The organism is Streptomyces bugieae (assembly GCF_036352915.1).
In the GTDB taxonomy this organism is placed as follows: domain Bacteria; phylum Actinomycetota; class Actinomycetes; order Streptomycetales; family Streptomycetaceae; genus Streptomyces; species Streptomyces endophytica.
Map to the genome: position 1 here is coordinate 1 of NZ_JAZBJP010000205.1, position 414 is coordinate 414.

General features: G+C 71.5%; 1 protein-coding gene. It reads right to left on the bottom strand.

The genetic code is table 11. From position 1 onward, the window contains the following. Positions 1–75: 75 nt before the first annotated feature. Positions 76–414, bottom strand: a 339-nt coding sequence (locus tag V2J85_RS40895) for a helix-turn-helix domain-containing protein (RefSeq protein ID WP_330824430.1), incomplete at its 5' end; no start/stop codon positions are given.

Below are 414 nucleotides of genomic sequence, written 5' to 3' on the forward strand. Positions count from 1 at the left end.
GAGGGGGGCCTTGGGGGCTCCTCCGGGACCGGCGGGGTGCGGCCCGGCCTCCCGTACGGGCAGCGGCGGCGGCCGTCAGTCCGGATCGCCCCGCAGATGGGCGAGCACGGCCAGCACCCGCCGGTTGCCCTCCGCCGGGTCGAGGTCCAGTTTCATGAAGATGTTGCCGGAGTGCTTGACCACCGATGCCTCGGTGACGGTGAGCCGCTGCGCGATGGTCTGGTTGTTGAGCCCCTCGGCCATCAGCGCCAGCACCTCCCGCTCGCGGGGGGTGAGACGGTTCAGCGGGCGGCTGTCCGTCTGCTGGGCCAGCAGCACCCGCACCACCTCAGGGTCGATGACGGTCTGCCCCTCGGCCACCTGGCGCAGGGTGTCCATGAACTGCGAGACCTCACCGACCCGTTCCTTCAGCAG